The organism is Amycolatopsis sp. lyj-109 (genome assembly GCF_046548995.1).
Lineage (GTDB): Bacteria > Actinomycetota > Actinomycetes > Mycobacteriales > Pseudonocardiaceae > Amycolatopsis.
On the sequence record NZ_JAJPWR010000010.1, the window covers coordinates 148,147 to 173,001 of the forward strand.

Here is a 24,855-nt window from a genome sequence, read left to right on the forward strand (position 1 = left end):
AGCGCGGGTACGGTCGCAGACCATGGCCGCACCGGAAGCGCTGGTCTCCGCTCTCGCGGACGAAGACCGGCTGCAGCTCTTCGCCCGCATCTGCACCGCCCCCGACGGCCTCGAGGCGTCCGGCGCTTCGGCCAAGCTCGCCAAGCGGCTCGTCGACGTGGGACTCGTCGCCGAAGCCGGGGGCCGCTACCTCGCCGTGCCGTCGGTGTTCCGCGACGCGCTCGCCAAGGCCCCGGTCGATCCGCTCGACGCCCTCTTCCGCCACGGACGGCTCCTCTCCATCCCGCATTCGGGCAACCGGCGGCAGTTGCTGCTGGCCTACCTGGTCGAGCGCTTCGAACCGGGCCGGCTCTACTCCGAGCGGGACGTCCGCGAAAAGCTCTCGATGGTCCACGACGACCACGCGACGCTGCGCCGCTACCTCGTCGACGAGGGCCTCCTGCAGCGCAGCAACGACGGCGGCACCTACGGCCGTCCGTCGGAAGCCCGCGCCGCCGGCTGAGTCGCCGGGAGGTCGAACAGCGCCAGGACGTCCGCGTCGGCGAACACGACGTTGTGCGCGACCCGCCCGCCCCGCACGGTGAGCACCTGCAGGGTGTGCAGCCGGAACACGCCGGCGTCGTCGCGGCAGTAGGCCACGAGCGCGGGCAGGCCGTTGGCGGCCGTGCGGGTCATGCGCCACGCCGGGCCGCGCATCGCGAACAGCCGTTCCATGAACCGGCCGTAGTCGCCGCGGCCGCGGAACCACAGCGGCACCGGCGGCATCTCCAGCACGACATCGCCGGTGAGCAGTTCGACCAACCCGGTGACGTCGGCGCGTTCGAACGCCCGCACGTAGCGGTCCAGCACCGCTTCGACCGCGGCGTCGTCCGGTTCGGGCACCTCGTCGGCCGACAGACCGCCGAGTCCCGCGCGGGCCCGTTGCAGGGCGCTGTTGACCGCGGCCGGCGTCGTGCCGAGGAAGCCGGCGACCTCCGCCGCGCTGAACTCCAGGACGTCCCGCAGGATCAGCACCGCGCGCTGCTTCGGCGGGAGGGTCTGCATCGCCGCCAGCAGCGCCAGCCGGAGCGTGCCGCGGCGGGCCAGGCGAAGGCCGGGGTCGTCGAGGCGGGTGTCCGGGAACGGGTGCAGCCACGGGATTTCGAACGACGGGGTCAGCGGTGCACCGGGGTCGTCGCTCGGGCCGCCGAGCCCGGACGGCAGCGGCCGCCGGGCCCGCCCTTCCAGCGCGGTGAGGCAGGCGTTGGTGGCGATCCGGTAGAGCCAGGTGCGCACCGAAGCGCGGGCGGGGTCGTAGCCCGCCCACGCCTTCCAGGCGCGGACCAGCGTCTCCTGCACCAGGTCCTCGGCTTCGTGGACCGAGCCGAGCATCCGGTAGCAGTGCGCCAGCAGCTCACGCCGGTGCGGTTCGGTACGCGTCGCGAAATCCTGCATCGTTCTCCCGTCGGACGGCCGCGGTGGGTGTACCGGCGCCGCCGCCGGAATTCATCGATCCGGCCAAAAGCAGGCCGACCCCTGCGCGGCGCGTAACCGTCGCCACGAAAGTCATTCGGCCGTGGCTGTGGTCGGATCGGTGAATATCAGCACAGCATCGATCCGGCCAAAAGCAGGCCGACCCTTGCGCGGCGCGTAACCGTCGCCACGAAAGTCATTCGGCCGTGGCTGTGGTCGGATCGGTGAATATCAGCACAGCATCGATCCGGCGGAGAACGATTCTCTACAGATCGTCGAAATCCTCCGGCCGCAGGCCGTCGAGCTCGGCGCGGAACCGCTCGACCTCGGCCTCGGCGTCGAGCGCGTCGACGGCCGGCCCTTCGGCCTCCTGCTCGACCTCGAGCTGCACCGAGGCGACGTCCAGCACCTCTTCGGCGACGCGGATGGGCGCGCCCTGGCGCAAGCCGAGCGCGACGGCGTCGCTCGGGCGGGCCGAGACGCGGGTGCCGGAGGCGAGCACGAGGTCGGCGTAGAAGATGCCGTCCCGCACCTCGGTCAGCTCGACCGCGGCGAGGCCCTGGCCGAACGCGGCGAGCACGTCGCCGAGCAGCTCGATCGTGCCCGGGCGCGGCTGCGCGATCTGTTCCCGCGCGCGGACGAGGGCCTCGGCCTCGCCGTACCCGATCATGATCGCCAGCCAGCGGCGCGCGCCCTCGGGCTCGCGCAGCAGCATCAGGGGCGCCTCGCCGGGTACCGGAACCGCCATCCCCACCACTTCGATCGGGATCACGCTGACCACCGCGCCCTCCGTGTCGTAGACCCCTTCGCGCGCGTAATACCCACAACTGCCGGCCCGCAACCCGACCCGGGCGGCCGGGTTTTCCGGCGCGGGCTCTTCTCGGCTGCGGACTACGCTCCGGCGCCTTGCCCGGCCGCGGCGGCCGCTGTCACCGTCGGAGCGTGGAACCGACCATTTCGCGCAGTGTGACCGTCCCCGCCGACCCGGGCACGGTGTGGTCGTGGGTCACCGACCTGCCGCGGATGGGCGAGCTGAGCCCGGAGAACGTGGGCGGCCGCTGGCTGGACGGCACCGGGCCGGCCCTGGGCGCGCGGTTCCGCGGCCGCAACCGCAACGGCGAGCTGCAGTGGTGGACGCGGGTGCGGGTGGTCGCGTTCGAGCCCGGCCGCCGGTTCGCCTTCGACGTGCGCACGCCGTTCGGCTCGCGGGTCTCGCGCTGGGAGTACGTGCTGACGCCGGCCGCGAACGGCTGCGTCGTCACCGAGAACTGGTACCGGATCGGCAGCTGGGTGGTGCGGAAGTTCATGGGGCCGCGGGTCACCGGCCGCGCCGACCGGCCCGGGTACAACGTCCGGTCGATCGAGCACACCCTCGCGGCACTGAAGACCCGGGCCGCGTCAGTCTCTTGATAAAACCGAGGTTCTCCAGCTAGGTTGCTTTATCGAACCTAGGAGGACCATGCCCGACGGCACGCCGAAGCCCGGCCTCGTGCTGCTGGTCGTCTCGACGGCCGCGTTCCTCGCGAGCCTGGACACCTTCATCGTCACGATCGCCTTCCCCGGCATCCGGGCCGCGTTCCCCGACGACGACCTGGCGACCCTGTCCTGGGTGCTCAACGGCTACACGGTGCTGTTCGCGGCCTGCCTCGCCCCGGCCGGGCGGCTGGCCGACCGCTACGGCAGGCGTCGGCTGTTCCTCGCCGGCGTGGCGGTGTTCACCCTGGCCTCGGCGGCCTGCGCGGCCGCGCCGACGATCCCGGCGCTGATCGCCTTCCGCGCGGTGCAGGCGATCGGCGCCGCGCTCGTCATGCCGACGTCGCTGGCGCTGCTGCTGACGGCGTTCCCGCCGCACCGGCGGCCGATGGCGGTCGGGGTCTGGGCGTCGGTCGGCGCGGCGGCCGCGGCGCTCGGCCCGCCGGTCGGCGGCCTGCTCGTCGAGGCGTCCTGGCGCTGGGTTTTCCTGGTCAACCTGCCGATCTGCGCGGTGACGCTGCTGGCCGGGCCGCGCGTGCTGCGCGAGTCGCGGGACACCTCGACCGGCGTCCCGGACGTCCTGGGCGCCGCCGGGCTGCTGGTGGGCGTCGGCGCCCTGGCCTACGCGCTGGTCGAGGCGTCCGACCGCGGCTGGGGCGCGCGGCCGGTGCTGCTGGCGTTCGCGGTGGCCGCCGTCGCGCTGGCCTGGGTCCCGTGGCGCTCGGCCCGGCACCCGGTGCCCGTGGTGGACCTGCCGGCGCTGCGCGTCCCGACGTTGTGGCTGGCCTGCCTGACCACCGGGGTGTTCGCGGCCGGCTTCGCGGCGATGCTGTTCGGCAACGTCCTGTTCCTGACGTCGATCTGGCACGACTCGATCCTGGTGGCCGGGCTGTCCCTGGCGCCGGGCCCGCTGGTGGTGGTCCCGGTGTCGATCATCGGCGGCCGGTTCGTGCACCGCTTCGGCCCGGGCCCGGTGGTCGCCCTCGGCGGCGTCGCGTTCGGAGCGGGGGTGCTGATCTGGTTGCTGCGCATGGGAGCGACGCCCGACTACGCGGCGTCGATGCTGCCAGGACAGCTGCTGACCGGCCTCGGCGTCGGGCTGATCCTGCCGAGCCTGTCCGGAGTGGTGGGCACGGTCCTGCCGCCGGCCCGCTGGGGCGCGGGCTCGTCGATGGTGAACACGGCCCGGCAGATCGGCACGGTCCTGGGCACGGCGGTGCTGGTCGCGGTCTTCGCGGGAACCCCGGACCTGGCGGACTTCCGGCGGGGCTGGCTGGTGATCCTGACGACGGCGGCGGCCACCGGTGCCGGCGGCCTGCTGATCGCCGCGCGGCGGCGGACGGACCATCACGTCGAGGAGCCTGCCGCAGCCGTCGTGAGTGGTAATTCGGGTTAGAACCCGAATTACCACTCACGACCCCAGGCGCGGTCGAGAGCCGCGAGCCCGGCGTCGATGCTGTCCAGGGGGATCGAGCCGTAGCCGAGGACCACGCCCTGGCGCGGGAAGCCGCCGCAGAGGTCGGACAGCGTCTGGATCGCCGCCCCGGCCGTGGCCGCGCGGGCCGCGATCGGCTCCAGGTCCGCGCCGTCCTCCCCGAGGGCGCACAGGTGCAGGCCCGCCGCCGAGGGCACCGCACGGAGCCGGCCGCCGAAAACCCGGTCCAGGGTCGTCGTGATGCGCTCGTGGCGGTCCGCGTAGACCTTCGTCGCGCGGCGGAGGTGGCGGGCGAACAGGCCTTCGTCGATGAACCCCGCCAGCGCGGCCTGCGCGGGCAGGTCGCCGTGCCAGCCCGACAACTGCCGGGCGTGGTGCAACGCGTCGCGCAGTGAAGCCGGGGCGATCAGGAAACCTAGGCGCAGCATGGGAAGCAGCGTCTTCGAGAACGAGCCGACGTAAGCGACCCGGCCGTCGCGGTCCAAGCTCTGCAGCGGTTCCAGGGGCCGGTCGGAAAACCGGAATTCGCTGTCGTAGTCGTCCTCGACGACCACCGCGCCGGCGCGGTCCGCCCACGCCAGCAACGCCGTGCGCCGGACGAGCGACATCGGGGTGCCGAGCGGGAACTGGTGCGACGGCGTGACGTACACCAGCTTCGCGCGCGAGGGCAGCGCGGCGACGTCGAGACCTTCGCCGTCCACCGGCACGCCGACCACTTCGGCGCCGTGCGAAGCGAAAAGCAGCCTGGCCATCCGGTAGCCCGGCTCCTCGACGGCGACGCGGTCGCCCGGTTCGAGCAGCACCCGGCACAACAGGTCCAGGGCCTGCTGGGCGCCCTGGGTGACGAGCACGTCGCCGGCTTCGGCCCGCACCGAACGCGAGACGCCGACGTGCCGGGCGATCGCCGCGCGCAGCCCGGGATGGCCGCCCGGCTCGGCGTAGTGCGCGAACCCGGCGGTGTCCCGGAGTTCCCGCGCGAGCAGGCGCCGCCAGGTGCCGAGGGGGAACAGGGTGGCGTCGGGGATGCCGACGCGGAAGTCGAACGCCGGGTCGGCCGCCGTGACGGCCGGGGACGGGAGCGAGCGCCACACCGCTTTCGGCTGCGGACCCCGCGCCGAAGGCGCCTTGCGCGGCTTCGGCTCCGGGAGTTCCGCGCAGACGTACGTCCCGGCGCCGACGCGGCCGGCGAGGAAGCCGTCGGCGGTGAGGCGGTCGTAGGCGACCGCGACGGTGTTGCGCGAGACGGCCAGGCGCCGGGCCAGCTCCCGCGTCGGTGGCAGCCGCTCCCCCGCACGCAGCCTGCCGTCCAGCACGGCGTCGCGCAGTTGGCGGTAGATGCGGACGCTGAGGTCGCCACGGCCGGCCAGGCTGACGTGGAAGTCCATCCGGCGATCCTATATTGGCCCAATCAAGTGGGCCAGAATTGGATCTGGGATCGGGCCAAGTCGCGCCTTACCGTTCTTGCCATGACAGTGCTTCCCGAACGGCTTCTCGAACGGCTTCCCGAACGTCCGAAGACCCGGCAGGCCGGCCGCCTGCTCGCCGCCGCCCAGCTGGCCGGCTCGCTCGGCGACGGCGCGTTCCTGACCTGCTCGGTGCTGTTCTTCACGCGGGTCGTCGGCCTGACGCCGGCGCAGGTGGGCCTCGGGCTCACGCTCGGCTGGGCGGTCGGCTCGGTCGCCGGCGTACCTCTCGGGCACCTGGCCGACCGCCACGGCGCCCGCGGCTCGGCGGTGCTGCTGGCCCTGGCGACGGCCATGTCGATCCTCGCGTTCCTCGTCGTGCGCTCGCCGGTGGCGTTCACGCTGGCCGCGTGCGTCTACGGCAGCTGCCAGACCGGGCAGGCCGCGGTCCGCCAGGCGCTGCTCGCCGCACTCGCCGATCCGGAGCGGCGGACGCGCATCCGGGCGCACCTGCAGTCCGCGGGCAACGCGGGACTCGCCGTCGGCGCCGGGCTGGGCGGCCTCGCCCTCTCGGCCGACACGGCTTCGGCGTACCTGACGGTCTTCGTCCTCGACGCGGCGGCGTTCGTGGTGACGGCGGCGCTGCTGCGCGCACTCCCGGCGGTCCCCCCGGCGGCGTCGCCGCGCCCGGGTGCGCCGAAGTCCGCCGTGCTGCGCGACCGGCCGTACGCGCTGGTGACGCTGCTCAACGCGATCCTGCTGCTGCGCATGCCGCTGCTGAGCGTCGCCATCCCGCTGTGGATCGTCGAACGCACCGCGGCGCCGGGCTGGACGGTGTCGGCGTTGTTCGTGCTGAACACGGTCGTGGTGGTGGTCCTGCAGGTCCGCGTCGCGGGCCGCCTCGGATCGCTCGATTCGGCGGCGCGGATGGTGCGCCGGTCGGGTGTGGTGCTGCTGGCCTCCTGCGTGGCGTTCGCGCTGTCGGCGCTGGGGACGTCGCCGGCGGTGGCGTTCGCGGTGCTCGTCGTGGGAGCGCTGGTGCAGGTGCTCGGCGAGATGCTGCAGTCGGCGGGCTCGTGGGAGATCGGCTTCGCACTGTCCCCGGCGGACAAGCAGGGCGAATACCAGGGCTTCTTCGGCAGCGGGACGTCGGTGGCCCGCGCGATCGGTCCCGTCCTGCTGAGCACCGTGGTGATCGGCTGGGGCTTCGTCGGGTGGCTCCTGATGGGCGCGGTGTTCCTGGCCGCGGGCTGGGCGATGGGCCCGGCGGTCCGCTGGGCCGCCGCGACCCGCTGACCCGAGCGCCCCAAGGCGGCCTTGGTTGCGTCAGACGCACCCAAGGCGGCCTTCGGTGCGTCTGACGCACCGAAGGCCACATTGGGGCGCTTGGGCCGGCGTTACTCGCTGGGCTGGGCCGCCGCGGTCTGGTGCAGTGAGAGGTCCTGGCCGGTGGCGGAATCGTCCGCCCAGGCACCCGACTCCGCCGTCCACGTCCGGCCGGCGAAACTCACCTTGTCCACGCCCAGCGCCTCCGCGCGGCCGACCAGCCAGGTCGCGTAGGTCCAGCCCTGCGCCGCCGGGTGGGCGCCGCTCAGGCCGGCCGTCCCCAGCTCCGCCGTCGCCGCCGCGGCGAGGTCCGCGGGGGCCGCCAGGGTCAGGTTGCGGCAGGTCAGCGCGGCCGGGAACTGGCCGTTGAAGGCCGCCGCCATGGTGCGGGACTGCGGCTCCCACTGCGCGTACGCGTCCGGGACGCCGGAGCGCTGGACCGCCTGGGCGGCCTCGGTGATCGGCAGCGTCTCCCAGTTCGGCAGCTTCTCGAGCTTCTCGTAGAACTCCGTCGCCGCGTAGACCGGGTCGCGCAGCTGGGCGATCGTGCCCCAGCCCTGGCTGGGCCGCTGCTGGAACAGCCCGACCGAGTCGCGGTCACCGCCCTCGAGGTTGCGCAGCTTCGACTCCTGCAACGCCGTCGCCAGCGCGACCGTCGCCGCGTGGGCGGGCAGCCCCATCTTGGTGCCGACCGCCGCGATCGTCGCCGCGTTGTTCATCTGCTCCGGGGTGAACGTGTAGGCGGACGCGTTGTCCCCCGGCAACGCCACCGTGCACCCCGGCGTCTTGACCGAGTCGCCGGTGAACGCCACCACCACGACGATCGCCGCGCCCAGCACGATGACCGCTCCCAGGACCATGGCCACCTTCAGGCCACAACCGCGCACCCTGCCTCCCCATCACCCGTTCGCACCAGTCTGTCAAAGGAGGACGCGGTGCCCCGGGTGCGGGTTCAGTGGCCGGGGCCGAGGAAGATCGGGTTGGACATCGCGACCATCGCGTTCGGCACCGTCGTGTTCGGGCCGCCGGCCGGGCGACGGACTTCGACGCGCACCCAGCGGCTGTAGCGGGGGTAGGTCGTCCAGGTGACCGTCGCCGCGCCGGAGTCGCCGATCGGCTCGGTGTGTTCCGGGCCGAGCTGGTCCAGGAACGTCACCGTCGTCCCCGGCACACCGGCGACCACGGCGCTGACGGTCACCGGTGTCCCGGTGCCGGCGGCGAGCCGCTCGCCGATACCCGCGCTGGTGCCGCCGCCGGAGACCGTGAAGTCCAGGTGCACGGACGCCGACTCGGCCAGCCACGAGCGCCCGGCTTTGAGCCCGGCCAGCAGCTCCCGGCGGCGCAGCCGGTCGGCGAGCACGACGGTGTGCGGCAGGGCCACCCGCTGGTCCGGGTGGTGCGCGTCGGAGTCGCCGATCGCCGGGATGAAGCGGCCGCCGCGCAGCAAGCCGTCCCAGTGGATGACGCTCGCCTCGTCGTCCTGGGTCCACGGGCCGTTCCAGACCTCGACCAGGTCGGCGAGCTCGTAGGCGAATTCGTAGGTGCAGCCGAAGCAGCCGGCGAACGGGTGCGCCGCGGTGACCAGGCCGCCGGCGCGGTGCACCTGGTCGGTGAAGCGCCGGAAGTCCCGCGGGTCGCCCGCGCGGTAGCGCCAGTCGATCCAGGCGCCGGCGGGCAGGCCGATCGCGGGCCAGTGCCCGGACCGGGTCGTCACCTCTTCGCCGTTGAGGATCAGCAGGTCGTCGGTGGCGTGGTCACCCCAGACCAGTTGCGAGCTGGAGGTGTTGTGGTCGGTGGAGACGATGAAGTCGAGCCCGGCGGCCCGGGCGTCGGCGACGAGCTGCCCGGGCGTCCGGCGGCCGTCGGAGTGGACGGTGTGCAGGTGGCTGTCGCCGCGGTACCAGGCGCGGCCGCGTTCGCGGGCGGGCGCGGACTCCGGAGCGGGGTTCGGCTTGAAGGACGGGCCGTCCGGGCCGAAGGTGAGCGTGATGCCGACCCGGTAGTTCAGCCCCTGCGGCGCGACGGTGTACGGGCCGAGGACGACGTGCCACCGGCCGGGCGTGATCGGGCCGGCGAGGTAGCCGGGCGTGGCCTCGGACGCGCTGATCGAGAACCGGTCGCGGAAGCCGCCGGACCAGCCGCGGAAGCCCCGCGCGGTGCCCAAGTCGTGGCCTTCGGGGCCGAAGATGCCGATGTCGCAGGCGTTCCCGCGGGTGCCGGCGGGCACCGGAGGCTTGTCGTAGGAGTACACGACGTCGATCTGCCGCACGCCGCGCGGGACATCGACGGGCAGGTAGTACCAGTCCGGCACGTCCGGTTTCAGCGTGCCGGTGACGGTCTTCGCCCGGCTGCCCTCGCCGGTCGGCGGGGCGGCGAACGCCACCCCGGGCAGCATCCCCGCGGCGGCCGCCACCCCACCGGCCCGCAGCAGCGTCCGCCGGCTGAAGTTCCCGGATTCCATGTGCACCTCCGCATCCGACGCTAGGCGCTCCAGGCCAACGCGGATGGGAACCGGCGGTGAACTTTCGACTGAACTCGATCAGGGTGCGGTGCGTTTCGCCAGGATCTTCGCGAGGGCGACGACGGTGACGGCGGCGGCCAGCCCGAGTCGCGTGACGTCGACGGCGGGGACCCAGGTGACCGCGCCGTCCCGGACGACGAAGGCACCGACGGGCCGGGCGAGCACCCCGAAGCCGACGCCCTCCCGGACCGGCAGCGCACCGGTGTCGTCGCCGCCCCCGCCGCCACCCCCGAAGACCGCCGCGGCCGGGATCACGGTGGTGCCGTCCCGCTCGACCGGATCGCCGTAGACGAGCCGGGCGGAGAAGATCCGCCGCGCGGCCGACGCCACCTGCCCCAGTTCCATCCCGCCATTCTGGCCGCAAACCGGTTGCAGCGCACCGAAACTTCCGCGATCCTGCTCTGTTCCGCACCGGGCGGGACGTTCGGAGAAGAGACGATGATCCCGTCGCTGCGCGGCCTGGCCGCCAACCCCGCCCTGCCCGCTCCCCTGCTCGATCACCTCGTCGCGACGGCCGACGACGAGCTGGGACCGATCCTCGCCGCCCGCGACGATCTCACCCGGGATCACGCGCAGGCGCTCGCGGCGCGCTGCGGCCCGGGCGTGCTGTACCCGTTGCTCGAACGCGGCCTCCTCACCCCGGCCGACGTCCCCTTCGGCGATCCCTGGCGCGGACTGGCGATCCTGGAGCACCCGGACGCGGACCCCGCCTGGTTCGACCGGCTCGCCCGCGACCCCGACCCGGTGATCCGCGCCGAGCTGGGCGCCCGGTTCCCGCTCCCGGAGCCGATCATCGACCTCCTGGCCGCGGATCCGGACCTCGACGTGGTCACCTCGGCGGCGCGCTGCCAGCGGCCGACCGCCCGCCTGGCCGCCGACCCTCGCCACGAAGTCCGCCAAGCCCTGGCCGCCAACGAGCAGTCGCCCCCGGACCTCCTGCGCACCATCGCGGCCGAAGCCGAAAACCGTCGGTGGTCCCCGGTAGCGTGGAAACCGGGGGCGGCGCCCAACGACGTGCTCACCACCCTGGCCGGAAACCCCGCCACCCCACCGGATTCCCTCCCCGTCGACGCGCACGAGCTCGTCCGCTGGGCGATGGCGTCCCGCACCGACCTCGCCGACGACGTCTACGCGAAACTCGCCGAAGACGACCTGCCGGGCGTCCGGTGGGAGCTCGCGGGCAACCCGGCCGCCGCCGCGTTCCTGCCGCGGCTGCTCGCCCGCGACCGCAGCCGCGAGATCCGGCACGCGGCCGCGCACAACCCGCGCGTCCCTCTCGAACTGCTCGCGGAGCTCGCGCTCGAGACCAAGGTCGGGCGTGCCCTCGTACCGCGCGTCGCCGCCGCGACCGAACCTGAGCTGCGGATCCTCGCCGGCTCCCCCGCGGCGCAGGTCAGACGGCTGGCCGCCGCCCGACCCGACCTTCCCCGAGACCTCGTCGCCCGGTTCGCCGAAGACCCCGACGCCGGCGTCGCCCGGGCCGTCGCGGCGAACCCGGACCTAAGCCCGGCGCAGCTGCGGACCCTCGCCCGCCACGGGACGACGGTGTCCGCCCGGATCGCCGGGAACCCGCGCTGCCCGGCCGACCTGGCCCGGGAACTGCTCGCCGACGCGCCGGTCCGCGCCCTGCGCGTACTCGCCCGCCACCCGGGCCTGCGGCCGGCGTCCATTGTGGCCCTGACCGGCCACCCCGACGACCGCGTGGCCACCGCCGCCGCGGCCAACCCGGCGCTGCCCGTCACGGTGCTGTCCACTTTGACCGGAAGCGCCGCGGAACCGGAAACCTCCCACGGAATCGGTGCAGCGCTGAAAAAATTGCGCTGAAGGTGTGGCAAAAAGATGTATCCGAATGTTTTCACCGCGTTGACGGCTACCGTCCGATCGCTGCATTCTGCCACCCACGGGGAGGAATCATGGCACTGCTCAAGAACGGCGTGGTCACCGCGCCACCGGGCGCTCCCGCCGGCGCGCGGGCGCTGACCTCGGCCGATCCGTTCGGCTCCGGCACCGGCGTGGCCGCCGACCGGGGCGCGAACCGGTACGGCGTCTGCTCCATCGAGGACTTCCCGCCCGGCATGAACGACCTTTCCTACACCCACGACGACGCGGGTGGTTTCTACAATTACGTCAAGCAGTTCACCGCACCGAACTTCTGGTACACCGACGGCGGCGTGCTGTCGTGGATCTACGGCGAGCAGTACGACGACTGGCAGGGCACCTACGGCTTCGACGCCTGCGTCGCCGAGTACCACTCCGGGCACGGGACAATGGACGGCAACGGCGTCTTCTGGATGCCGATGGGCGGCACCTGGGGCGGGTCGGCCTGGGCGAGCTCGGCCGACATGCGGCTGGGCAACGAGGTCGCGCGCTACCTGTTCTTCTCCACCTGCCTCTCGCTGCGCATCGGCGACGGCAACAGCCCGATCCGCACCTGGGACGCGGCCAACCTCGGCCTGCGGATGATCTTCGGCTTCGAGACGACCAGCGTCGACAGCCCCAATTACGGCGCCTACTTCTTCAGCAAGTGGAACGGCAACGGCCACAAGTTCAGCAAGGCGTGGCTGGACGCGTCCTGGGACATCGACCACCACCAGGCGCCCTCGGCCGTCGCGTGCGGGGCGACGCAGGCCGAGGCGCAGGACCGGCTGTGGAACGAGGGGTCCTTCTCGACCGCCGCCGCGTCGAAGAACTGGTGGTGGTGGACCTGGTACGACGCCGCCAAGAGCATCCGGGCGCCGCGGCTGGAGCTGCCCGGCTCGGCGCAGACCGCCCGGTTCGCGCCGCCGCGGCTTTCGCCGGCGCGGCTGGCCGAGCTGGCCGGCCACTACGGCGTCCGGCTCGGCGGCGGGGTCCCGGCCGACGCGCTGGGCCCGCACGGTGTCGTGCTGGGCGACGGCCAGAGCGGGCCTCGGCTGAGCGTCGACCACCGCGGCGTCCGCGAGATCACCTTCGCCGACGCCGACGGCAGCGGCCGGGACGCGCCGAGCGCGGACGAAGCCGTCCGGATCGCCCAGGACGCCATCGAGACGTTCGGCCTGGCCGACCGCGTCGACCTGGTCGCCGACAAGGTGCGCCACCAGTACCACGCGGGCGGCACCGCCGAAGACATCGCCGACCCGCGGGTCCGCGAGACCCACGTGGTGTTCACGCAGCTGGTCGACGGCCACCCGGTCGTCACGCCCGGCCTCGGCGAGGTGCGGGTCGGCATCGACGGCGGCGGCACGGTGACGACGATCGTCGACGCCACCCGCGAGGTCGAGCGGCTCAGCGACGGCGCGCCCGCCACGCCGCCGTCGGCCGGCGGGGCCGCCCGGGAGCCGTCCACTGTGGACGAGGCGCTCGACGCGCCGCTGCAGCGGCTGCTGCGCCGGCTGACCGCCGGTGGCCGCGTGCCCGCCGAGGTGCGCACGATCCCGGACTCGACGGCGGTCGGCTACGCGCTGCGCGGCGACGACGGCGCGCCGGTCGTCCGGCGGACCGTCGAGGTCGACTGCGGCGCGGGCCTCGCGAAGCGGTACGTCCTGGAGGCGCCCCTGCGCTGACCACCGCCGGACCGGGCGGGCCGGCACCGCGTCGGGGGGTGCCGGCCCGCCGTTTCGCGCGTTCGGGTGTAAACCCGAGGTATCCGGGGCATCACCAGGGGACTCCTGTACTCCGGGGAGTGCGCCGTACCGAGGGGAGACCGCGATGACCTTCGATTTCGTCAGTCGTTGGCTGGGCAGGCATCGCGAACGCCCCGGCGTCACCGTGGACCTGGCGTGCGGTGGCCGCGTCACGCTGCGGGAGATCGACGGACGGCCCGTGCTGGTGGTCACCACCGCGCCCGGGCCGGACGGGCGGTGCGACGTCGCCGCCGTCCCGCTGTCCGAGGCCGAACGCCGCGAGCTGGGCCAGGTGCTGGAGTCCGACGTCCTGCTCGCCTCCTGATCGCTTCCGCGCCACCCGCCGTTCGCGCGCTTGTCGGGTGCTTTGTCGCGAACCTCGCGTGAAAGCGCGTCCCCACGGTGTGGCGCGGGTCGCTTTTTGTGGGGTTCCCACAACTCAGCCGCCCCGGCATGCGCCATCGCGGACATTGGTCCGAGCCGTCGTCATCCACCAGGGTGTAGACAGGTGCAGGCGACGTTCCAGGACAGGTACGTCGCCTTCTGCGCGTGGTACTTGGGAGGCTCAGCCGGTGTTCAGTCGTGTCGCCATCGTCAACCGCGGAGAGGCCGCGATGCGGCTCATCCACGCCGTCCGGGATCTGTCGGCGGAAACCGGGACGCGGATCGAGACGGTCGCCCTCTACACCGACGCCGATCGCACCGCCACGTTCGTGCGCGAGGCCGACCTGGCCTACGACCTGGGCCCGGCGTCGGCGCGCCCCTACCTCGACCTGGCCAAGCTGGAGAAGGCGCTGGTCGAGACGAAGGCCGACGCCGCCTGGGTCGGCTGGGGCTTCGTGGCCGAGGACCCGGCGTTCGCCGAGCTGTGCGAGAAGGTCGGCGTCACCTTCGTCGGGCCGAGCGCGGACGCGATGCGCAAGCTCGGCGACAAGATCGGCGCGAAGCTGATCGCCGAAGAGGTCGGCGTGCCGGTCGCGCCGTGGAGCCGCGGCGAGGTCGCCACCCTCGAAGACGCGCTGAAGGCCGGTGAGCGGATCGGTTACCCGCTGATGCTCAAGGCCACCGCGGGCGGCGGCGGGCGCGGCATCCGCATGGTCGCCTCCGGCGCGGACCTCACCGACGCCTACGAGCGCACCAGCTCCGAAGCGCTGCGCGCATTCGGCTCCGGCGTCGTGTTCCTGGAGCGCCTGGTCACCGGCGCGCGGCACGTCGAGGTCCAGGTGATCTCCGACGGCGCGACGGCGTGGGCGCTCGGCGTCCGCGACTGCTCGGTGCAGCGGCGCAACCAGAAGATCATCGAGGAGTCGGCGTCACCGGTCCTCGCGCCGCCGCAGACGGCCGAGTTGAAGGCGTCGGCGGAGCGGCTCGCGGTGGCCGTGGGCTACCGCGGCGCGTGCACCGTCGAGTTCCTGTACCACCCGGGCGAGAAGCTGTTCGCCTTCCTCGAGGTCAACACCCGGCTGCAGGTCGAGCACCCGATCACCGAGATCACCACCGGCACCGACCTGGTCAAGCTGCAGCTGCACGTCGCGGGCGGCGGGAAGCTCGAGGGCGAGCAGCCCGCCGAACTCGGCCACGCCGTCGAGGCGCGGCTCAACGCCGAAGACCCGGACCGCGACTTCGCGCCCTCCCCCGGCCGCATCGCGCGGCTGGCCCTGCCCGCCGGGCCCGGCATCCGCGTCGACACCGGCGTCAGCGAGGGCGACACCATCCCGGCCGACTTCGACTCGATGATCGCCAAGATCATCGCCTACGGCCGCGACCGCGACGAGGCGCTCGGCCGCCTGCGCCGCGCGCTGGCCGAGACCACCGTGATCATCGACGGCGGCGCGACCAACAAGAGCTTCGTGCTCGACCTGCTCGACCAGCCCGAGGTGATCGACGCCAGCGCCGACACCGGCTGGATCGACCGCGTCCGCGCCGAGGGCCGGCTGGTCACCCACCGGCACTCCGCGATCGCGCTCGCCGCGGCCGCCATCGAGGCCTACCGGGACGAAGAAGAGGTCTCCGTCCAGCGCCTGCTGTCCACCGCACACGGCGGCCGCCCGCAGGTCCAGCACGAGAGCGGCCGCCCGCTCGACCTCAAGCTCCGCGGCGTCGGCTACCGCGTCTCCGTCGCCCGGGCCGGCCGCAGCCGCTTCCGCGTCGGCATCTCGGCCGGCGCGTCCGACGTCCACCACGCCGACATCGAGATCGACCGGTTCGACGCCCACAGCGGCCGGATCCTGGTCAACGGGCGGCGCTTCCGGCTGACTTCGGCCACGCACGGCCCGATCCACCTCGTCGAGGTCGACGGCGTCACCCACCGCATCAGCCGTGACGAGGGCGGCGTCGTCCGCTCCCCCGCGCCCGCGCTGGTCGTCGCCACGCCGCTGGCCGTCGGCGACGAGGTCGAGGCGAACGCGCCGATCCTCGTGCTCGAGAGCATGAAGATGGAGACGGTGCTGCGAGCGCCGTTCCGCGCCCGCGTCCGCGAATGCCCGGTGTCCGTCGGCAGCCAGGTCGAGACCGGCGCGCCGCTGATGCGCCTGGAACCCCTCGCCGACGACGACGCCGAGGAAGCCGCCGACACCGGCGAGACCGTCGAGATCGAGCTGCCCTCGGTGCCGGACGGCGTGTCCGCGGCCGAGCGCGTCGAACGCGGCCTGCAGGACCTGCGGAGCCTGCTGCTCGGCTTCGACGTCGACCCGGCCGAGCGCAAGCGGCTCGTCGCGGCCTACCTGGAGGCCCGCACCGAGCTGGGAAACCGGCCGGTCGAGGGCGAACTCGAGCTGCTCACCGTCTTCGCCGACCTGTCCGAGCTGAGCCGCAACACCCCGGGCGGCGAGCTCGACACCGAGCCGGGCAGCCCGGTGCACAGCTCGCGCGAGTTCTTCCACAGCTACCTGCAGAGCCTCGACGTCGAACGCGCCGGTGTCACCGATGGCTTCCAGACGAAGCTGAAGCGCGTCCTCGCGCACTACGGCGTCGACGACCTCGAGCGCACGCCGGAACTGGAGGCCGCGGTCTTCCGGGTTTTCCTGGCCCAGCAGCGGATGGCGGCCGACGTCGCGGTGGTCTCGGAGCTGCTGCGGCAGTGGCTGACCGGCGCCCAGCCGGCCGAGGCGCTGAGCGAGCGCGCCGGGCTCACCCTGGAACACCTGGTCGAGGCCACGCAGGTGCGCTTCCCCACGGTGTCCGACCTGGCCCGCGGCGTGGTCTTCCGCTGGTTCGCCCAGCCGCTGCTGCGCCGCAACCGCGCCCGCGTCTACGCCGCCGTCCGCACCGAGCTGACCTACCTCGACCAGCACCCGGACGCGCCGGACCGCGCCGAGCGGATCCAAGCCATGATCACCGGTTCGCAGCCGCTGGTCCGGCTGATCGGCCAGCGGATCGGACGGCCGGGCCGCGACCACGCGCCGCTGCTGGAGGTGCTGACCCGCCGGTACTACGGCAACCGCCGGCTCTCCGGGGTCGCCGTGCGCGAAGCCGGCGGCCACCGCTGGCTGACCGCCGAGCTGAACGCCCCCGAAGGCGTGCTGCCGCTGGTCACCACCGCCGTCGACATCGCCGCCCTGCCCGACGCGCTGCGCGCGCTCGGCGAGGTGGCCACCGAAGGCGTGGTCGCCGACCTGTACCTGCGCTGGGAAGACCAGCCGGACGTCGACGCGACCGCGGAGCGGCTCGGCACGCTGCTGGGCGAAAACCCGCTGCCCGCGGGAGTGCGCCGGATCGTGGTCACCGTGGCCGGTACCGGCGGCGCGGTGATGCACCACCACTTCACCTTCGAGCGCGCCGGCGACAGTTTCACTGAAGACCGCCTGATCCGCGGCCTGCACCCGCAGATCGCGCAGCGCCTGCAGCTGCAGCGGCTGCGCGAGTTCGACCTCACCCGGCTGCCGTCGGCGGACGAGGAGATCTACCTGTTCAAGGCCGCGGCGAAGACCAACCCGGCCGACGAGCGGCTGATCGCGATGGGCCAGGTCCGCGACCTGACGCCACTGCGCGAAGCCGACGGACGGCTGGTCGCACTGCCGGCGCTCGAGGACGCGGTCACCGCCTGCCTCGACTCGATCCGCAACATCCAGGCGCAGCGGCCGCAGAACAAGCGGTTCGACACGAACCGGATCATGATGTACGTCTGGCCGCCGACCGACCTGACCACCGAAGAGCTGAACACCCTCGTCCAGCGCATCCTGCCGACCTCGGTCGGCGCCGGGCTCGAAGAGGTCCAGTTCCTGGCGCGGCGGCGCACGGACGCGGGCAAGCTGACCGAGCTGGCCGTCCGGATCACCCTCGACCCCGGGCACGGGGCGCGGCTGCACGTCGAGGCGCCGTCGACCGAGCCGGTGAAGCCCCACGACGACTACCGCCTGAAGGTGCTGCGCGCGGCGCGGCGCGGGACGGTCTACCCGTACGAGCTGACCGGCCTGCTTTCCGGGCCGGAGGGCACCTTCGTCGAATACGACCTCGACACTGGGTCCGATGCGCCCTCGGCGGGGAAGAGTGCCTCGGGCGGCGGTGTCCTGGTCCCGGTCGACCGGCCGAAGGGCAAGAACGCCGCGGCGATCATCGCCGGCGTCGTCACGACCCCGACCGAGCGGCACCCCGAAGGCGTCACCCGCGTCGTGTTGCTCGGCGACCCGACGAAGTCGCTCGGCGCGCTTTCGGAGCCGGAGTGCTCGCGCGTCATCGCGGCGCTCGACCTGGCCGAGCGGATGCAGGTGCCACTGGAGTGGTTCGCGCTGTCGTCGGGCGCGCGGATTTCGATGTCGTCGGGCACCGAGAACATGGACTGGGTCGCCGCGGCGCTCAAGCGGATCGTCACGTTCACCCAGGACGGCGGCGAGATCAACATCATCGTCAACGGCATCAACGTCGGCGCCCAGCCGTACTGGAACGCCGAAGCCACGATGCTCATGCACACCAAGGGCATCCTGGTGATGACGCCGGATTCGGCGATGGTGCTCACCGGCAAGCAGGCGCTCGACTTCTCGGGTGGCGTGTCGGCCGAGGACAACTTCGGCATCGGCGGCTACGACCGCGTCATGGGCCCGAACGGCCAGGCGCAGTACTGGGCGCCGAACCTGCCCGCTGCGCGGCAGGTGCTGATGGCGCACTACGACCACACGTACGTGGTGCCGGGTGAGGCCGGGCCGCGGAAGGTGGGCACGAGCGACCCGGTCGACCGGGACGTCTCGCCGTTCCCGCACGCGATCGTCGGCAGCGATTTCACGACGGTCGGCCAGATCTTCTCGGCCGAGCACAACCCGGACCGCAAGAAGCCGTTCGACATCCGCACCGTGATGCGCGCGCTGTCCGACCAGGACCACCCGGTGCTGGAGCGCTGGGCGGGCATGGCCGACGCGGACACCGCGGCGGTGCAGGACGTGCACATCGGCGGCCGCCCGGTCTGCCTGGTCGGCATCGAGTCGCGGTCGGTCCCCCGCCGCGGCTTCCCGCCCACCGACGGGCCGGACACCTACACCGCGGGCACGCTGTTCCCGCGGTCGTCGAAGAAGACGGCGCGAGCGATCAACGCGGCGTCGGGCAACCGGCCGCTGGTGGTGCTGGCGAACCTGTCGGGCTTCGACGGCTCCCCGGAGTCGCTGCGCAAGCTGCAACTGGAGTACGGCGCGGAGATCGGCCGGGCGATCGTCAACTTCGAGGGCCCGATCGTGTTCACCGTGATCTCGCGCTACCACGGCGGCGCGTTCGTGGTGTTCTCCAAGGCGTTGAACCCGAACATGACGGTGCTGGCCCTGGAAGGCTCGTTCGCCTCGGTGCTGGGCGGCGCCCCGGCGGCGGCGGTGGTGTTCGCCGGCGAGGTCAACAACCGCACGGCGAACGACCCGCGCGTGACGGAGCTGCAGGCCCAGGTGGCGGCGGCCACCGGCGCTTCCCGCGCCGCGGTGAACGCCCAACTGGCGGAGGTCCAGTCGGCGGTCCGCGCGGAGAAGGTCAGCGAGGTGGCGGCGGAGTTCGACCGGGTGCACAGCATCCAGCGCGCGGTCGAGGTCGGCTCGGTGGACGCGATCATCTCGGCGGCGGAACTGCGGCCGCGGATCATCGAGGCGATCGAACACGGCCTGAAGCGCTAGCAAGTCCGAGGTCTGCCGCAGCTCGTCGTGAGTGGTAATTCGGGTTCTAACCCTAATTACCACTCACGACCGGGCCGCGGTGGACTCGCGACTTTCGGGGGTATGGCCCCTTTGCCCCGTACCGACACACTGTGCGTGCCGGTACGGTGACCACGGGTTCCGACCGGACCTCCATCCGTGCGGCGTGAGGAGATCCCCCGATGGCCTCAAGGTCCCTGTCCCGGCTCGCCCTCGCGGCGTCCGGTGTCCTGCTCACCTCCCTGCTCGGCGGCACCGCCGTCGCGCAGACGGCGGACACACCGGTGTTCTGGCGCGTCCCGGCCACCGTCACCCAGGCGCAGGCGCTGGCCGCGGCCGGTTTCGACGTCGAAGAAGGGGATGACGCCGGCAGCGTCAACGTCGTCGGCGGCCGTGCTGTCGCCGCGAAGCTGCGGGCGCTCGGTTACCGGCCCTCGTTCTTCGACACCGTCTACAAGGAACTGCCCGCCGAGACGAACAGGCTGGCGGCGGACACCTACTACGGCGGGTACCGGACCGTCACCGCGCACGAGAGCCACCTCGCGCAGGTCGCCTCGGCGCACCCCGACCTGGCCACGAAGTACACGATCGGCCAGTCGTGGAAGAAGACGAAGGGCCAGGGCGGCCACGACATCCAGGCGATCTGCCTCACCAAGAAGCAGGCCGGCGACTGCACGCTGTCGACGACGTCGACCAAGCCGAAGTTCTTCCTGATGGCCCAGATCCACGCGCGTGAGCTGTCGACCGGCGAGCTCGCCTGGCGCTGGATCGACTACCTCGCCGACGGCTACGCCACCGACGCCACCGCGAAGTCCATTCTGGACACGACGGAGGTGTGGGTGGTGCCGATCGCCAACCCTGACGGCGTCGACATCGTCGCCTCCGGCGGCAACTCGCCGAAGCTGCAGCGCAAGAACGCCAACAACTCCCGCGGCTGCAGTGGCACGAGCATCGGCGTCGACCTCAACCGCAACTCGACGTTCAAGTGGGGCGGCGACTCCAACTCCGCCTGCTCCGAGACCTACCAGGGCGTCAGCGCGGGTTCGGAGCCGGAGGTGCAGGCGCTGGAGAAGCTGGCCCGCGCGATCTACCCGGACCAGCGCGGCACCGGCAACAACGACCCGGCGCCGTCGACCGCCAAGGGCACGATGATCACGCTGCACAGCTACGGCAACGACATCATCATCCCGTGGGGCTTCACCCAGGCCACCTCACCGAACGACGCCCAGTACCGCAAGCTCGGCGCGAAGATGGCCGCGTCCAATGGCTACCTCGTCGGCACCAACGAGGAGACCGTCGGCTACGACACGACCGGCACCACCGACGACTTCACCTACGGCGAACTCGGCGTCGCCAGCGTGACGTTCGAGGTCGGCAGCTCGAGCGGTACCTGCGGCGGCTTCCTGCCGAAGTACACGTGCGTCGACAGCACGTTCTGGCCGAAGAACAAGGGCGCGCTGGTCACCGCAGCCAAGGCCGCCGCGGCGCCGTACCAGCAGTGATTCACGGGCGGCAGGCGTAGATGCAGTTCTGCGGGCGCGGGGATTCGAGCACTTCGACGTGCCGGAACCCCGCGTCCGCGAGCATTTCCGACGCCTTTTCGGTGCCCCACACGGCACCGAGCGCGGCGCCGCCTTCGGCCAGTGACGTCGTCGTGCAGTACAGCAGGCTGATCGAGTAGGTGAGGGCCGCCAGCGGGTTGCCGACGTTCTTTTCCAGGTGGCTGGAGAAGTTGGTGTCCACCATGAAGAACAGCCCGTCCGGGGCGAGCGCTTCGCGGATCCGGCGCAGCACGACGTCCGGGCGGTCCTGGTCGTGGATCGCGTCGAACGCGGTGATGACGTCGTAGGGCGGATCGGCGCTCAGCTCGGCGGCGTCCCCGACGATGAAGCCGATGTTCGGCAGGCGGTGTTCTCTCGCCTGCTCGACGACACCGGCGTTGATGTCCAGGCCGGTGAAGTGGGAGGCAGGGAACGCGCGCGCGGCGACGGCGACGGCGTTCCCGGTGCCGCAGCCGAGGTCGAGCACGCGGGCGCCGGCCGTGAGCCGATCCTCGAGACCGGGGACCGCGCCGAAGAAGCCGTCCACGAGGTGCTCGCGGTAGATGTGCTTCCAGCTGTCGCCGGCTTTCGCGCCGAGGGTCTCGAGGTAGGGCCCGTAGGCCGACCTCGGGACGCCGCCGCCTTCGGCGAACGCGCGTTCCAGGTCGGGGAGGATGCCGGTGAACGCGGACAGGGTCAGCAGCGAGGGCATGAGGTTCGACGCGGTTTCGCCGAGCAGGAACTTGGCGTGCTGCGGCGGGAAGGTGTACTCGCGGCCGTCGTAGGTGAAGACGCCGCCGGTGACCATGGCGCCGAGCCACTCGCGGACGTAGCGTTCGTGCAGCCCGGCGCGCTCGGCGAGCCCGGCACTGGTGGCGGGCCCCCAGGCGGCGGCGGTGAGAAGGCCGGTGCGGTGGCCGACGCCGATGAGCATGGTGAGGGCGCTGCCGGTCATGGCCGCGGTCAGGTGCGCGGCGAAGTCCTTCTCCTCCATGGGTGAAGCTTACCCGCCGGCCGGACCGTCCGATGTGGACGATCCGGCCGGCAGGGACGGCATGACAGGCCGTCAGGCGTCCTCGTCCTCCAAGCCCGCGTCCGCCAGTACCGCGTAGACCCGGCGACGCGCGTCCGCGAGGATCTTCTTGACCTCCGCGACCTGGGCCTCGTTCCCGCTGTACCCCACCTGGGCCGCCGCTCCCGACAGTTCGCCCAATGCGTGCCACAGCGCCGCGAAACGGTCGGCGCCCGGCTCCTCCTCCGGTTCCTCCCACAGCGCCGCGAACTCCGCCTCGCGGCCCGCCACGTGCTCGCGCCCGGCGTCGGTCAGTTCCGCTACCCGGCGACCGGCCGTCTCGACCGTGTGGACCATGCCTTCGTCCTCCAGCTGCTGCAGGATCGGGTACACCGAGCCCGGGCTCGGCCGCCAGCGGTCGTGCGTGCGGCGGCGGATCTCCTGCATCAGCTGGTACCCGTGCCTCGGCTCCTCGGCCAGCAGCGCCAGCACCGCCGGCCGCACCGGGCGGGCCGGTGGGCGGCCGCCGCGGAACTCACGTACCCGCTGGAACGGCCCGGCACTGCCGAACCAGCCTCCCGGGCCGCCGAACGAGCCCGGGCCGCCCGGGAAGCCGGGGAAACCCGGCCCGCCCGGCGGCTGGGGTGGGTGCGGTGGCGGCGGTGGGAAGCCGCGCGCCAGCTCCGGGCCGCCGTCCCAGTCCTCGTGCCCCGGCACGCCGTGCTCCGGCCCGAAGTGGCCGTGCCCCACCCCGGCATGCCCCGGCCCGCCGTACCCCGGGTGCCCGAGGTGGTGCTGCCCCCCGAACCCGGCGAAGATCCGTCCCGCTCCCGCGCTCATCTCCATGATGACCTCCTAGTCGTATCGGCGACATTCACACGATATATCGCCGCTCGATCGACGGCAAGGAAGGTCAGCCGAAGTGAGTGCCCGGCGTAGCCGTGCCGGCCCACCTCACCAGCCCGGAGACGCCCGCCACCGAACGTCCTGAATGAGTCGTTCAGGACGCCGCCGGTCATGCGTTTCCGGACTTCACCGCCAGCGTCAGCAGGTCCGCCGCCGGGCCCGCCAGGCGTCGGCCGGCAGGCCACACCGCGCGCAACACCCGGTTCAGCTCCATCCCCTCCACCGGCACCGGCACCAACCGTCGGCCCGCCACTTCGCGCACCACGTCGAGCTCGCTGATCACCGCCGGCCCGGCGCCCGCGATCACCGCGTTGCGCACCGCCGAAGCCGAACCCAGCTCCAGCAACGGCTTCACCGGCCCCGCCCCGGCCCGGCGCAGCGCCGCCTCGACCGTCTCGCGGGTTCCCGAACCCGGCTCGCGCACCACCAGCGGCGTCGCGGCCAGCTCGTCGGCCCGCAACGGACGACGGCGCCGGGCCCAGGCGTGCCCGGCCGGGACCACCACGACGAGCCGGTCCGTCGCGACCCGGCGCGTGGCCAGGCCTGGCCACGGCCCCGGCGACTCGACGAATCCCAGGTCCACCCGGCCGCGCGCGACCAGCTCGGCGACCTGCTCGGAGTTGACCACCTCGAGCCCGACGTAGGTGTCCGGTCCGGTCCGCTTGACCTCGCCGATCCAGACGGGCACGAAGTGCTCGGCGAGCGTCATGCTCGCCGCGACCCGCAGCTGCGCGCCGCGCTGCGTGCGCAGCGCCTCCGCGCCGGTGCGCAGTCCGTCCACTTCGGCCAGGACGCGATGGGCCCAGCCCGCGATCACCCGGCCGTCCGGGGTCAGCGCCGAGCCGCGCCGGGTCCGGTCCACCAGGGACAGTCCCAGCTGACGCTCCAAAGTGGACAGGCGTTTGCTCGCCGACGGCTGGGCAATACCGAGCGCCCCGGCCGCCTGGCCGATGCTGCCGAGGTCGTCGACGAGCACCAGCAGGCGCAGGGAGTCCAGATCCGGTCCGGTCATAGCTTCAGTCTATGACCTCAGCACGAATCACCGGCTACCGCGCATGCCCGGCACCGGCGACGCTGGAGGCATGGCACTGACGACGGCCAAGACTTCCGGCCTGGCGATCACCGGGCTCGGCGTCGCCGTGGCGTACGCGTTCAGCTCGGTGTGGCCGGTGGCCGGCGCGCTCACCGTCGCCGTCGTGCTCGGCGTCGCCTTGGGCAGCACACCCGTCCTGAGCGACGAGCACCGCCGGGCCGTCGCCCGCCTCACGAAACGCCTGTTGCGCGCGGGCGTCGTCCTGCTCGGGCTCCAGCTCGCCGTCCCCACCGTGCTCGCGCTCGGCCCCGGCACGCTCGCTGCGGTCGTGCTGACGGTCGCGGTCACCTTCCTCGGCACACTCGGCCTCGCCCGCCTGGTCCGAGTGCCGCGCCCGCTCGCCCTGCTGGTGGCCACCGGCTTCTCGATCTGCGGTGCCTCGGCGATCGCCGCCGTGGAAGGCGTGATCGAGCGCGACGACGAAGACGTCGCCACCGCCGTCGCGCTCGTCACCTGTTACGGCAGCTTCGCGTTGGCCGCGCTCCCCCTGCTCGCCCGCGCGCTCGGCCTCGACGCCACCAGGACCGGCAGCTGGGCCGGGATCTCGGTGCACGAGGTCGCCCAGGTCGTCGCGGCGGCCGGCCCCGCGGGTGCCGCCGCGGTCGGCATCGCCGTCGTGGTGAAGCTCAGCCGCGTCGTCCTACTCGCCCCGGTGGTCGCGCTCGTCGGCGCCACCGAACGCGGCCGCCGCGACGCGCACGCTCCGCTCGTGCCGCTGTTCGTCCTCGGCTTCCTCGCGATGGTCGCGGTCCGGAGCACCGGCTTGGTCCCGGGGTTCGTGCTCGACGTCGCGAAGACCGCGTCGACGCTCCTGCTCGCGGGCGCGCTGTTCGGCCTCGGCTGCGCCGTCCGGCTCGGCGCGTTGCTGCGCGGCGGCGGACGGGCGCTGCTCCTGGGTCTCCTTTCCACGCTTCTGGTGCTGGCGACCGGATTCGGCACGCTGGCCGCGTTCACCTGAATCTTCCCTCGCGGTCACGCATAGTTCGTTAT

General features: G+C 72.9%; 19 protein-coding genes. 10 read left to right on the forward strand and 9 right to left on the reverse strand.

Annotated features, from left to right (window positions below; genetic code table 11):
* The first annotated feature begins 22 nt into the window (after positions 1-22).
* Complete coding sequence (locus ACLJQF_RS23465; protein ID WP_410611612.1) at positions 23-502, forward strand: DUF2087 domain-containing protein; 480 nt, start codon at positions 23-25, stop codon at positions 500-502.
* Here ACLJQF_RS23465 and ACLJQF_RS23470 read toward each other — a convergent pair.
* A complete protein-coding gene (locus ACLJQF_RS23470; RefSeq protein WP_410611613.1) occupies positions 466-1,434 on the reverse strand; it encodes a sigma-70 family RNA polymerase sigma factor in 969 nt (322 codons plus the stop codon). The two genes, ACLJQF_RS23465 and ACLJQF_RS23470, sit on opposite strands and share 37 nt — an antisense overlap.
* A gap of 283 nt (positions 1,435-1,717) precedes the next feature.
* Positions 1,718-2,233: a bifunctional nuclease family protein gene (locus ACLJQF_RS23475; protein WP_410611614.1), complete on the reverse strand. Its 516-nt coding sequence runs from the start codon at positions 2,231-2,233 to the stop codon at positions 1,718-1,720.
* A gap of 161 nt (positions 2,234-2,394) precedes the next feature.
* On the opposite strand from ACLJQF_RS23475, the gene ACLJQF_RS23480 reads away from it, so the two are divergent.
* Together ACLJQF_RS23480 and ACLJQF_RS23485 are read left to right on the forward strand one after the other, a co-directional pair.
* Complete coding sequence (locus ACLJQF_RS23480; protein ID WP_410611615.1) at positions 2,395-2,862, forward strand: SRPBCC family protein; 468 nt, start codon at positions 2,395-2,397, stop codon at positions 2,860-2,862.
* A 49-nt stretch (positions 2,863-2,911) separates the two neighbouring features.
* On the forward strand, positions 2,912-4,321 hold the full coding sequence (locus ACLJQF_RS23485; RefSeq protein WP_410611616.1) for an MFS transporter: 1,410 nt from the start codon (positions 2,912-2,914) through the stop codon (positions 4,319-4,321).
* 8 nt (positions 4,322-4,329) lie between these two features.
* On the opposite strand, the gene ACLJQF_RS23490 is transcribed toward ACLJQF_RS23485, so the two are convergent.
* Positions 4,330-5,745, reverse strand: coding sequence for a PLP-dependent aminotransferase family protein (locus ACLJQF_RS23490; RefSeq protein ID WP_410611618.1), 1,416 nt, complete (start codon positions 5,743-5,745; stop codon positions 4,330-4,332).
* A gap of 81 nt (positions 5,746-5,826) precedes the next feature.
* Between ACLJQF_RS23490 and ACLJQF_RS23495 the strand changes: the two genes are divergently transcribed.
* Positions 5,827-7,059: an MFS transporter gene (locus tag ACLJQF_RS23495; protein ID WP_410611620.1), complete on the forward strand. Its 1,233-nt coding sequence runs from the start codon at positions 5,827-5,829 to the stop codon at positions 7,057-7,059.
* A 101-nt stretch (positions 7,060-7,160) separates the two neighbouring features.
* Here ACLJQF_RS23495 and ACLJQF_RS23500 read toward each other — a convergent pair whose 3' ends face one another.
* From ACLJQF_RS23500 to ACLJQF_RS23510, 3 genes are all read right to left on the reverse strand, one after another.
* Positions 7,161-7,949, reverse strand: coding sequence for a hypothetical protein (locus tag ACLJQF_RS23500; protein WP_410611621.1), 789 nt, complete (start codon positions 7,947-7,949; stop codon positions 7,161-7,163).
* A gap of 92 nt (positions 7,950-8,041) precedes the next feature.
* Positions 8,042-9,550 (reverse strand): CehA/McbA family metallohydrolase, encoded by a 1,509-nt coding sequence (locus tag ACLJQF_RS23505; RefSeq protein WP_410611622.1) that lies wholly within the window; start codon positions 9,548-9,550, stop codon positions 8,042-8,044.
* 78 nt (positions 9,551-9,628) lie between these two features.
* Complete coding sequence (locus ACLJQF_RS23510) at positions 9,629-9,955, reverse strand: spore germination protein GerW family protein (RefSeq protein WP_410611623.1); 327 nt, start codon at positions 9,953-9,955, stop codon at positions 9,629-9,631.
* Between the two features lie 93 nt (positions 9,956-10,048).
* Between ACLJQF_RS23510 and ACLJQF_RS23515 the strand changes: the two genes are divergently transcribed.
* The 5 genes from ACLJQF_RS23515 (at position 10,049) to ACLJQF_RS23535 (ending at position 20,815) form a co-directional block, all read left to right on the forward strand.
* Positions 10,049-11,434 (forward strand): hypothetical protein, encoded by a 1,386-nt coding sequence (locus ACLJQF_RS23515; RefSeq protein WP_410611625.1) that lies wholly within the window; start codon positions 10,049-10,051, stop codon positions 11,432-11,434.
* An 89-nt stretch (positions 11,435-11,523) separates the two neighbouring features.
* Positions 11,524-13,152 carry a DUF6345 domain-containing protein gene (locus tag ACLJQF_RS23520; protein WP_410611626.1) on the forward strand — a complete coding sequence of 543 codons (1,629 nt, stop codon included), beginning with the start codon at positions 11,524-11,526 and terminating at the stop codon, positions 13,150-13,152.
* A gap of 145 nt (positions 13,153-13,297) precedes the next feature.
* Positions 13,298-13,537, forward strand: coding sequence for a hypothetical protein (locus tag ACLJQF_RS23525; RefSeq protein ID WP_103338869.1), 240 nt, complete (start codon positions 13,298-13,300; stop codon positions 13,535-13,537).
* Positions 13,538-13,784: 247 nt separating this feature from the next.
* On the forward strand, positions 13,785-19,295 hold the full coding sequence (locus ACLJQF_RS23530) for a biotin carboxylase N-terminal domain-containing protein (RefSeq protein WP_410611628.1): 5,511 nt from the start codon (positions 13,785-13,787) through the stop codon (positions 19,293-19,295).
* Between the two features lie 200 nt (positions 19,296-19,495).
* Entirely contained in the window at positions 19,496-20,815 is a 1,320-nt protein-coding gene (locus tag ACLJQF_RS23535; RefSeq protein ID WP_410611630.1) for a M14 family zinc carboxypeptidase, read from the forward strand.
* Between the two features lies 1 nt (position 20,816).
* On the opposite strand, the gene ACLJQF_RS23540 is transcribed toward ACLJQF_RS23535, so the two are convergent.
* The 3 genes from ACLJQF_RS23540 to ACLJQF_RS23550 all read right to left on the reverse strand — a co-directional run bounded on the left by ACLJQF_RS23540 (position 20,817) and on the right by ACLJQF_RS23550 (position 23,784).
* Positions 20,817-21,848 carry a class I SAM-dependent methyltransferase gene (locus tag ACLJQF_RS23540; protein WP_410611632.1) on the reverse strand — a complete coding sequence of 344 codons (1,032 nt, stop codon included), beginning with the start codon at positions 21,846-21,848 and terminating at the stop codon, positions 20,817-20,819.
* Positions 21,849-21,920: 72 nt separating this feature from the next.
* Positions 21,921-22,712 (reverse strand): PadR family transcriptional regulator, encoded by a 792-nt coding sequence (locus tag ACLJQF_RS23545; RefSeq protein WP_410611634.1) that lies wholly within the window; start codon positions 22,710-22,712, stop codon positions 21,921-21,923.
* Positions 22,713-22,881: 169 nt separating this feature from the next.
* Positions 22,882-23,784: a LysR family transcriptional regulator gene (locus ACLJQF_RS23550; protein ID WP_410611636.1), complete on the reverse strand. Its 903-nt coding sequence runs from the start codon at positions 23,782-23,784 to the stop codon at positions 22,882-22,884.
* 70 nt (positions 23,785-23,854) lie between these two features.
* Between ACLJQF_RS23550 and ACLJQF_RS23555 the strand changes: the two genes are divergently transcribed.
* Positions 23,855-24,823 carry a YeiH family protein gene (locus tag ACLJQF_RS23555; protein ID WP_410611638.1) on the forward strand — a complete coding sequence of 323 codons (969 nt, stop codon included), beginning with the start codon at positions 23,855-23,857 and terminating at the stop codon, positions 24,821-24,823.
* Positions 24,824-24,855 lie beyond the last annotated feature (32 nt).

What these genes read in the sequence shown, in the direction of transcription:
- ACLJQF_RS23515 (WP_410611625.1), top strand. Translation starts at nt 10,049, where the DNA reads ATGATCCCGTCGCTGCGCGGCCTGGCCGCCAACCCCGCCCTGCCCGCT.
- ACLJQF_RS23540 (WP_410611632.1), bottom strand. Translation starts at nt 21,848, where the DNA reads ATGGAGGAGAAGGACTTCGCCGCGCACCTGACCGCGGCCATGACCGGC.
- ACLJQF_RS23465 (WP_410611612.1), top strand. Translation starts at nt 23, where the DNA reads ATGGCCGCACCGGAAGCGCTGGTCTCCGCTCTCGCGGACGAAGACCGG.
- ACLJQF_RS23505 (WP_410611622.1), bottom strand. Translation starts at nt 9,550, where the DNA reads ATGGAATCCGGGAACTTCAGCCGGCGGACGCTGCTGCGGGCCGGTGGG.
- ACLJQF_RS23500 (WP_410611621.1), bottom strand. Translation starts at nt 7,949, where the DNA reads ATGGTCCTGGGAGCGGTCATCGTGCTGGGCGCGGCGATCGTCGTGGTG.
- ACLJQF_RS23545 (WP_410611634.1), bottom strand. Translation starts at nt 22,712, where the DNA reads ATGGAGATGAGCGCGGGAGCGGGACGGATCTTCGCCGGGTTCGGGGGG.
- ACLJQF_RS23555 (WP_410611638.1), top strand. Translation starts at nt 23,855, where the DNA reads ATGGCACTGACGACGGCCAAGACTTCCGGCCTGGCGATCACCGGGCTC.
- ACLJQF_RS23535 (WP_410611630.1), top strand. Translation starts at nt 19,496, where the DNA reads ATGGCCTCAAGGTCCCTGTCCCGGCTCGCCCTCGCGGCGTCCGGTGTC.
- ACLJQF_RS23550 (WP_410611636.1), bottom strand. Translation starts at nt 23,784, where the DNA reads ATGACCGGACCGGATCTGGACTCCCTGCGCCTGCTGGTGCTCGTCGAC.
- ACLJQF_RS23520 (WP_410611626.1), top strand. Translation starts at nt 11,524, where the DNA reads ATGGCACTGCTCAAGAACGGCGTGGTCACCGCGCCACCGGGCGCTCCC.
- ACLJQF_RS23485 (WP_410611616.1), top strand. Translation starts at nt 2,912, where the DNA reads ATGCCCGACGGCACGCCGAAGCCCGGCCTCGTGCTGCTGGTCGTCTCG.
- ACLJQF_RS23510 (WP_410611623.1), bottom strand. Translation starts at nt 9,955, where the DNA reads ATGGAACTGGGGCAGGTGGCGTCGGCCGCGCGGCGGATCTTCTCCGCC.
- ACLJQF_RS23495 (WP_410611620.1), top strand. Translation starts at nt 5,827, where the DNA reads ATGACAGTGCTTCCCGAACGGCTTCTCGAACGGCTTCCCGAACGTCCG.
- ACLJQF_RS23525 (WP_103338869.1), top strand. Translation starts at nt 13,298, where the DNA reads ATGACCTTCGATTTCGTCAGTCGTTGGCTGGGCAGGCATCGCGAACGC.
- ACLJQF_RS23490 (WP_410611618.1), bottom strand. Translation starts at nt 5,745, where the DNA reads ATGGACTTCCACGTCAGCCTGGCCGGCCGTGGCGACCTCAGCGTCCGC.
- ACLJQF_RS23470 (WP_410611613.1), bottom strand. Translation starts at nt 1,434, where the DNA reads ATGCAGGATTTCGCGACGCGTACCGAACCGCACCGGCGTGAGCTGCTG.